A 7,547-nucleotide genomic window follows, 5' to 3' on the forward strand; every position below is an offset into this window, starting at 1 on the left:
ACCATTTTTGATTACGATATGAAATTATACAAATGCTTTAATCTGCTTGTAGATACCTTCGGCATCTAATTCGTATTTAGCGAGAAGCTTAACAGCTGGGCCTGACTCACCGAATGTATCCTTTACGCCAATGCGAAGCATCTTTGTAGGGCACTTCTCTGAAAGAACTTCTGCAACAGCTCCACCAAGACCACCGATAACTGAATGCTCTTCTACTGTTACAACCTTGCCTGTCTTAGATGCGCTCTTTACGATAAGATCAGCATCGATAGGCTTGATTGTGTGGATGTTGATAACCTCAGCATCAATTCCGTCTTCTGCAAGCTTCTTTGCAGCTTCAAGTGATTCATTAACCTCAAGACCTGTAGCAATGATTGTAAGGTCCTTGCCCTCTTTAAGAACAACACCCTTACCAATTTCAAACTTATAATCTGGTCTGTCGTTGATTACAGGTACTGCAAGACGTCCAAAACGAAGATAAACTGGACCATCCATCTTGTAAGCAGCCTCTACAGCAGCCTTTGCTTCAACATCATCAGAAGGATTGATGATAGTCATGCCTGGGATTGTACGCATAAGAGCGATATCCTCGTTACACTGATGTGAAGCACCGTCCTCACCTACTGAAATACCAGCGTGAGTTGCACCAATCTTTACATTGAGGTGTGGGTAACCAACTGAGTTACGTACCTGCTCGAAAGCACGTCCTGCTGCAAACATTGCAAATGATGAGCAGAATGGAACCTTTCCTGTGCTAGCAAGACCTGCTGCAATACCAACCATGTTTGACTCTGCAATACCACAGTCAATATGGCGCTCAGGAAATGCCTTCTTAAAAATACCTGTCTTTGTAGCCTCTGCAAGGTCAGCATCAAGAACTACTAAATTGTCATATTTCTCACCTAAAGCAACGAGAGCGTTACCGTAGCTCTCACGAGTTGCGATTTTCTTAACATCTGCCATTACTCTTCACCTGCTTTCTTTAATTCTTCCATAGCGATAGCATACTCCTCATCGTTAGGAGCTTTTCCGTGCCATCCTACCTGGTTCTCCATAAATGAAACACCCTTGCCCTTTACTGTCTTCATAACGATTGCAGTAGGCTGTCCTTTTGTTTCTCTTGCTTCTTTGAAAGCAGCACGAAGCTGATCAAAATCATTTCCATCTGCAACTTCTACTACGTGGAAGTTGAATGCTCTGAATTTGTCTGGGATTGGATATGGGCTGTTTACGTCCTCGATACGTCCATCAATCTGAAGACCGTTGTTATCTACGATTACGCAAAGGTTATCAAGCTTCTTTGCAGCTGCGAACATAGCAGCTTCCCATACCTGACCTTCCTGGATTTCACCATCTCCAAGAAGTGTATAAACTCTATAAGATTCATTAGAGAGTTTTGCTGAAAGAGCCATACCTGTTGCTACAGAAATTCCCTGGCCAAGTGAACCTGATGATGCATCAATACCTGGTGTATGCTGCACACATGGATGTCCCTGTAAGTGACTTCCAATGCTACGAAGGCCCTTTAAATCCTCAACTGGGAAGAAGCCTCTCTGCGCAAGTGTGGCATAAAGACCTGGTGCAGTGTGTCCCTTTGAAAGCACGAATCTATCTCTGTCTGCCTTCTTTGGATTCTTTGGATCGATATTCATCTCCTCAAAGTAGAGATATGTAAATACCTCTGTTGCTGAAAGAGATCCGCCTGGATGTCCAGCTTTTGCAGCGTGAACACCTTCAATGATTCCCTTGCGGACTTCAATAGCAGTTTTTACTAGCTCTTGATTTGTCATTTTTCTCCTCCTAAAATCATTGGGTAAAACCTATAATTATCTCATTTCATCCAATGTAATCAACATAATGTTTTTGATTGCTGATGAAATGGTGATAGCATTTTCATGGAAGCCTGCATTAGAAAATACCAGATAAAATGCATCTCCCTGTCTGTGAAGCTGCTTTGTTTTTTCAATTAATGATTTTAACTGTGCAACTTCTATTGGCTCATGGATATAATAGCACTGGGCAAAAATCGTAGCTGACTTACCATCACATTTTCCAAGTGATACCAAATCAAAACCGTCTGTGGTTCCTGCTTCATCGTCATTAACCCACCAGTTTCCAATTTCTTCGATTGTAAATGGAAGAAGGTTATTATCGCTTCTATCTCGCAAGTATTCAGCACATATTTTGATGAATACTTCCTTCATATAGTCATCAATATCTGCTTTGATTGTGTCCCAAAGCTCATCAACCTGACCTGAAATATATAAATTGTAGTTTGCCACAATGTGCTTGTACCAGAATAATGTGCTGGTATTAACTATCGAATAACGAGTTTTCTTTCTATTTGTAATCTCAGTAATTGCAGTATCTTTTGTACAAACGCCAATCGACATTAGTGAGTTCAAGTAAGGAACCACAACATCCTTTGGCTTTTCAACCTCTGCCGAAATCTGATTAACTCTATTTAATCCCTTGGCAAGTGTCGCAAGCATATAGTTGTAATATGATAGCTCACGAAGCTCAGTAGCCATAACCTGCTCCGGATTCAAACCAAGATTGCAATTCTTATCCAAAAACAGCTTGTACGCCACTTCTTTTATTTTATCTTCACCATGTATTGGACTGATGCCGTACATATCGTAACCATCTATTCCAAGTAGTGCTGCTGTGCGTACCAGGTTGTATGGAATACCGCCTGTAATGCCATATAAAAATGCAGCTTCCTTCGGACTTGCATCTGCAAAAAACTCGCAAGAGTCATAAAATCCTAATGGCTGAACTACCAAATCAAGTGTTATATCGTTTTTCCATAGGGCCTTTTTACCCTTTATGTATTTATCAACTAGCATAAACGCATCGGAACATAGAATGAGCTTAACTGGTAATTTCTTCCATTCTCCGACTATATATTCATGAAGTTTTTTATCAAAATCTGGATCTGACTTAACAATATGAGGGTATTGGTCAATGATGATAAGCTGCTTAGATTTTGCAGCCCTCTTAGAAATTTCTTGGCAAAATGCCTCCCCATCAAGAACAGTTGACGAGCCAATAGTCTTGCTAATCTGCTCAAACTGATGCTTAGCAGTAGTCTCGTAAGCCTCGAAAAAAATGACTTCTTTATCCTTTGCAAACTCTCTTAATAGAGCTGTCTTGCCAACCCCCAATTGGCCAGAAACAACTGCAACGGATGCTTCTTCTCCCTCATAAAATCCATTTAGTTTTTCAATTTCTGATTTGCGTCCTTTAAACATAACACCTCTCCTTTACACGCTAACTAGCGTGCAAATCCATGGTATCACGTTTCAACTATGGATGCAATATTCTGAAAATATTAAGATTTAATTTTTATAATTCTAAACTATTTTAGAATAATCTTTAATAACCTTTCTTTACTTTAGCATTATCTCTTATTTTTATCAACTATGCATTCTCTTTTTTTACCTTATAATGGCTAAAAAAAGACCTGACAGCTGTTCTCTGTCAGGTCTAAAGCATCTTTATTAATTTACTTTATATGCATATCCCTTTTCTTCTGCATTTGCATAATTAATATAGCCTTTTTGTCTGTATGGATGCTCTTCCCAAAGCTTATCTGCTGTTGGTTTCCAGTTTGCTGCATATTCTGCGCACTTTTCACATAAATGCTCAACAGGCTCTTCCTGCTCAACATCTGTAGAATGAGCACCTGAACGCTTAACCATCTCCTGGAGAAGTTCTGGATTTTCAAGCATAGGACAAGGTCTAAGCATATTGTCATTAAATGGTTGACCCTTTCTGTACTCCATGAATAATGGCTGCTGGAGACACTCAATAAGAGATTTTTCACGAATATTTGCACCAGAATAATGAATAAATACGCATGGCTCTACATCGCCCTTTGGATTAATATGGCAATAGTTTCTACCACCAGCGATGCATCCACCTACAAACTCTCCATCGTTCTGGAAGTCCATAACATAGATTTCTTTACCACCTTCACGGCCACGAACTTCACGAAGTCTGTGATAAATGTACTCTCTCTGCTCTGGAGAAGGCATTAATTCTGGAGAAGCCTTCATTCCAACTGGCATAAGATGGAAATACCAAGCAAATCTTGAACCATGTTCAATCAGTAAATCAAAGAATTCATCGGAAGTTACTGAATCCATATTCTTTGATGTATAGCAAACTGAATTACCGAAAATCAATCCATTTTCATGGAGTAAATCCATAGCATGAATTACCTTTGCGAATACACCTTCACCACGGCGGAAATCATTTGCATCTTCAAAGCCCTCGAGAGAAATTGAAAGTGATAAATTTCCTACTCTCTTCATTTCATCACAGAATGCCTGATCTACAAGTGTACCATTAGTATAGCTATGGAATGCACAATCGTTATGCTTCTCGCAAAGCTTGATAATATCAGCCTTTCTAACAAGTGGTTCGCCACCAGTTAACATATAGAAGTAAATTCCAAGTTCCTTACCTTGGGTGACAATGCTGTCTAATTCCTCAAATGTTAAATTAAGTTTATGACCATACTCAGCTGCCCAACATCCTGTGCAATGAAGATTGCAGGCACTTGTTGGATCCATGAGAATCAGCCATGGTATATTACAACCAAATTTTTCTCTATTCTCCCTAATCATCTTGGTACCTTTAAATGCAGCCTGGTATCCAAGATTTAATGCTGTCATTTTTGCAACATGTGGATCTGTTTCAGTTAATAATCGTGTAACATAGTTCATCCACTTAGAGTCTTCTTGATTAATGAGATCTCTAGCTCCTGCAAAAGCAGCTGTACGGAATCCTTTACTACTTCCACCCATCATTTTCTCTGTCATATCAACAATCTTTAATAGGCTTTTCTGTGGATTCTTTTTTACATTCTTCAGAACTTCATCTATAGCCGCACTAAATGCAGCTCTTTCAACATTATCTTTTACTCCCATTTTAGTTCCTCCGTTTCATTTAACCTAACTTTAGTATAGATTCCACAAATTTTTATGCTATATACAAAGTTTTTTCTTTGTTTTTTGATTTATACAATTTTTTTCATATGTATAGGTTTGCTATATAATCTTATTTCACAGTATTTTAGCAATATGTACCACTATATATGGTATTATGGATTTATACCAAGTTATTGCATTTATTGTTCCTTTATCATAAAGGTATTCTAGCTTGGTAAATTCGGGGTAAATTTTTTTGTATTGGGAGAATATATGCCAGGTTTTATTACTCATTTAACTTTCGGAGAACAATGTATATCGTTCATCGAATCTGACGATACTAAGAATCTGATTGAAAAACATCAGACATGTTTTGGATTGGGCCTTCAGGGGCCTGATATCTTTTTCTATCATATCCCTGCATATGTCTTTTATAAGAAGAATATTGGAAATGTAATGCATAGAGAACGGGTTATGCTTTTTTTTGATTACCTTTTTGACGCAAGAAATAGCTTTGATGATGCTCATGATAGACGTATTTGTGATGCTTATATAATAGGATTTATGGGGCATTATTCCTTAGATGTGATTTGCCATCCTTATGTCTACTTTAAAAGTGATCATTTTAATAATCTGAAGAAAAGTGGTATATATGATTTTGGAAGACATGTTTCTCTAGAAACTGATATAGATCATTTGGTCCTAGATCATTTTAAGCATGTACTCCCTAGTCAATTTGATTATGCTAGAACTGTATCTCCTTCAGACAACGAGAAACGAGTTATTACAGAATTGCTTTTTATAAGCATAAACCGAGCTTTTCCAGAATATCACGTACGATATGGAACTATAAAAAATGCTATAAAATCATTTATAAAACTGAATCGATTAATGAGTGATCCATCAGGAAAAAAGAAAAAACGCATTCAAAGAATAGAGCACCTATTCTTTAAATGCGATGTTATTTCGTCTATGATTCCTAGTGATACTATTATTAAATACAATGATCCCTGTAATTCATTTAATGCAAATTGGCATAATCCTTGGAATCCTTCTATCAATAGGAATGAAAGCATTTATGAATTATTTAATGAAGCTATGCCTGATTTCATAGAACGAATAAACCTTTATATGAAATCCTGCGGTAATACTTCATTCTTTGATTCCGATATCGATACTGTCACTGAAACAAATATGTATCTTCATTATAGAAACAAATTATTAGTAAGTCTCAGTGACAATAGTTATCTATCAGGTTTACCTCTTGATTAATTAAAGTAATCCTTTACCTGATTGTAAATAATCTTCATCAAGCGCTGTCTTGCTTCTACAGCTGCCCATGCAATATGTGGTGTAATGATAAGCTTGTTGCTGTCTTTTATATTGCGTAATGGGTTTTCTGGAGACATAGGCTCAACATCAAGTACATCTAAGCCAGCTCCAGCTATTTGTCCACTCTCAAGTGCGTCCGCAAGGTCTTTTTCCACAACGATTGGACCTCTACCAACATTTATGAGAATGGCACTATTTTTCATCTTTTCAAATGCATTCTTATCCATTAAGTGTAATGTGTTTTCATCAAGTGATGCGTGGATAGAAATAACATCTGATGTGGATAACAAAGTGTCAAAATCGACTTCTTTGTAGATATCGCTGTGATTCTTTCCACTAGTAGAATAGTAAACTACATTCGCACCAAGGCAAGTTGCTATTTCTGCCACTCTTTTTCCGATAGCACCTAATCCAATAATGCCCCATGTCTTATTAGCTATTTCGTTAAAATGCATCTCAAAATGTGTAAATAACTTATCATTTACGTACTTTTCGCTTTTTACATAATCATCGTAATAACTTAAATGCTCGTATAAGTTTAATAATAATGCCAAAGTATGCTGCGCTACTGCTTCTGTAGAATACCCTGCAACATTTCTCCATTCTATATTTCTCTTAGCTAGATAGTCTTTATCAAGATTATTAGTTCCCGTAGCTGTAACACATACAAGCTTAAGATTATTAGCCTTTCCAATTGTATTTTCATTGATTGGTACTTTATTTATGATAACCACATCGGCATCTACGGTTCTTTCAGCTGCCTCTTCTGGGGTAGAATAATCATATATAACAACATCCCCAAATTCATTAAAACAACTTAAATCTATATCTTCACCTATAGATTTTCTGTCTAAGAATACTATTTTCATATTGCCTCCTATAAATACAAAAAAACCTTCAAGCATTATATCTTGAAGGTTTATAAAAAACAAGTGCCCAGAGTCGGAATCGAACCAACGACACGAGGATTTTCAGTCCTCTGCTCTACCAACTGAGCTATCTGGGCACGTAGTTGCGGGAGATGGATTTGAACCACCGACCTCCGGGTTATGAGCCCGGCGAGCTTCCAGACTGCTCCATCCCGCGATATTAAAAAAGATGGGCGGTGGTGGATTCGAACCACCGAAGCAATTTGCAGCAGATTTACAGTCTGTCCCCTTTGGCCACTCGGGAAACCGCCCATAGTAAAATATTTAATTAAGTGGGACCTACAGGGCTCGAACCTGTGACCCCCTGCTTGTAAGGCAGATGCTCTCCCAGCTGAGCTAAGATCCCACA

General features: G+C 37.9%; 6 protein-coding genes and 4 tRNA genes. 1 reads left to right on the forward strand and 9 read right to left on the reverse strand.

The features are described from left to right. Nucleotides 1–24: 24 nt before the first annotated feature. From BMY66_RS08935 to BMY66_RS08950, 4 genes are all read right to left on the reverse strand, one after another. Complete coding sequence (locus BMY66_RS08935) at nucleotides 25–963, reverse strand: transketolase family protein (RefSeq protein ID WP_044936737.1); 939 nt, start codon at nucleotides 961–963, stop codon at nucleotides 25–27. After that, nucleotides 963–1,790: a transketolase gene (locus BMY66_RS08940; RefSeq protein WP_074792119.1), complete on the reverse strand. Its 828-nt coding sequence runs from the start codon at nucleotides 1,788–1,790 to the stop codon at nucleotides 963–965. The genes BMY66_RS08935 and BMY66_RS08940 overlap by 1 nt, the downstream gene beginning before the upstream one ends. Nucleotides 1,791–1,826: 36 nt before the next feature. After that, the gene (locus BMY66_RS08945; protein ID WP_090394895.1) at nucleotides 1,827–3,254 is read right to left on the reverse strand and encodes an ATP-binding protein; all 1,428 of its coding nucleotides are present in this window, start codon (nucleotides 3,252–3,254) and stop codon (nucleotides 1,827–1,829) included. 249 nt (nucleotides 3,255–3,503) lie between these two features. Next, complete coding sequence (locus BMY66_RS08950) at nucleotides 3,504–4,937, reverse strand: radical SAM/SPASM domain-containing protein (RefSeq protein ID WP_090394896.1); 1,434 nt, start codon at nucleotides 4,935–4,937, stop codon at nucleotides 3,504–3,506. 273 nt (nucleotides 4,938–5,210) lie between these two features. Between BMY66_RS08950 and BMY66_RS08955 the strand changes: the two genes are divergently transcribed. Beyond that, nucleotides 5,211–6,209: a zinc dependent phospholipase C family protein gene (locus BMY66_RS08955; protein ID WP_090394897.1), complete on the forward strand. Its 999-nt coding sequence runs from the start codon at nucleotides 5,211–5,213 to the stop codon at nucleotides 6,207–6,209. On the opposite strand, the gene BMY66_RS08960 is transcribed toward BMY66_RS08955, so the two are convergent. The 5 genes from BMY66_RS08960 to BMY66_RS08980 form a co-directional block, all read right to left on the reverse strand. Next, nucleotides 6,206–7,138 carry a D-2-hydroxyacid dehydrogenase gene (locus BMY66_RS08960; RefSeq protein ID WP_090394898.1) on the reverse strand — a complete coding sequence of 311 codons (933 nt, stop codon included), beginning with the start codon at nucleotides 7,136–7,138 and terminating at the stop codon, nucleotides 6,206–6,208. The two genes, BMY66_RS08955 and BMY66_RS08960, sit on opposite strands and share 4 nt — an antisense overlap. A 64-nt stretch (nucleotides 7,139–7,202) precedes the next feature. Continuing rightward, a tRNA-Phe gene (locus BMY66_RS08965) sits at nucleotides 7,203–7,275 on the reverse strand. A 6-nt stretch (nucleotides 7,276–7,281) separates the two neighbouring features. After that, nucleotides 7,282–7,355 (reverse strand) — tRNA-Met (locus BMY66_RS08970). A 13-nt stretch (nucleotides 7,356–7,368) separates the two neighbouring features. Continuing rightward, nucleotides 7,369–7,450 (reverse strand) — tRNA-Tyr (locus BMY66_RS08975). A gap of 21 nt (nucleotides 7,451–7,471) precedes the next feature. After that, nucleotides 7,472–7,544: transfer RNA gene (locus BMY66_RS08980), tRNA-Val, on the reverse strand. Nucleotides 7,545–7,547: the final 3 nt, after the last annotated feature.

Source organism: Pseudobutyrivibrio sp. C4 (assembly GCF_900111635.1).
In the GTDB taxonomy this organism is placed as follows: domain Bacteria; phylum Bacillota; class Clostridia; order Lachnospirales; family Lachnospiraceae; genus Pseudobutyrivibrio; species Pseudobutyrivibrio ruminis.

Bases quoted from the DNA above. Each gene is read 5' to 3' on its own strand.
- BMY66_RS08955 (WP_090394897.1), top strand. From the start codon at position 5,211: ATGCCAGGTTTTATTACTCATTTAACTTTCGGAGAACAATGTATATCG.
- BMY66_RS08935 (WP_044936737.1), bottom strand. From the start codon at position 963: ATGGCAGATGTTAAGAAAATCGCAACTCGTGAGAGCTACGGTAACGCT.
- BMY66_RS08960 (WP_090394898.1), bottom strand. From the start codon at position 7,138: ATGAAAATAGTATTCTTAGACAGAAAATCTATAGGTGAAGATATAGAT.
- BMY66_RS08940 (WP_074792119.1), bottom strand. From the start codon at position 1,790: ATGACAAATCAAGAGCTAGTAAAAACTGCTATTGAAGTCCGCAAGGGA.
- BMY66_RS08945 (WP_090394895.1), bottom strand. From the start codon at position 3,254: ATGTTTAAAGGACGCAAATCAGAAATTGAAAAACTAAATGGATTTTAT.
- BMY66_RS08950 (WP_090394896.1), bottom strand. From the start codon at position 4,937: ATGGGAGTAAAAGATAATGTTGAAAGAGCTGCATTTAGTGCGGCTATA.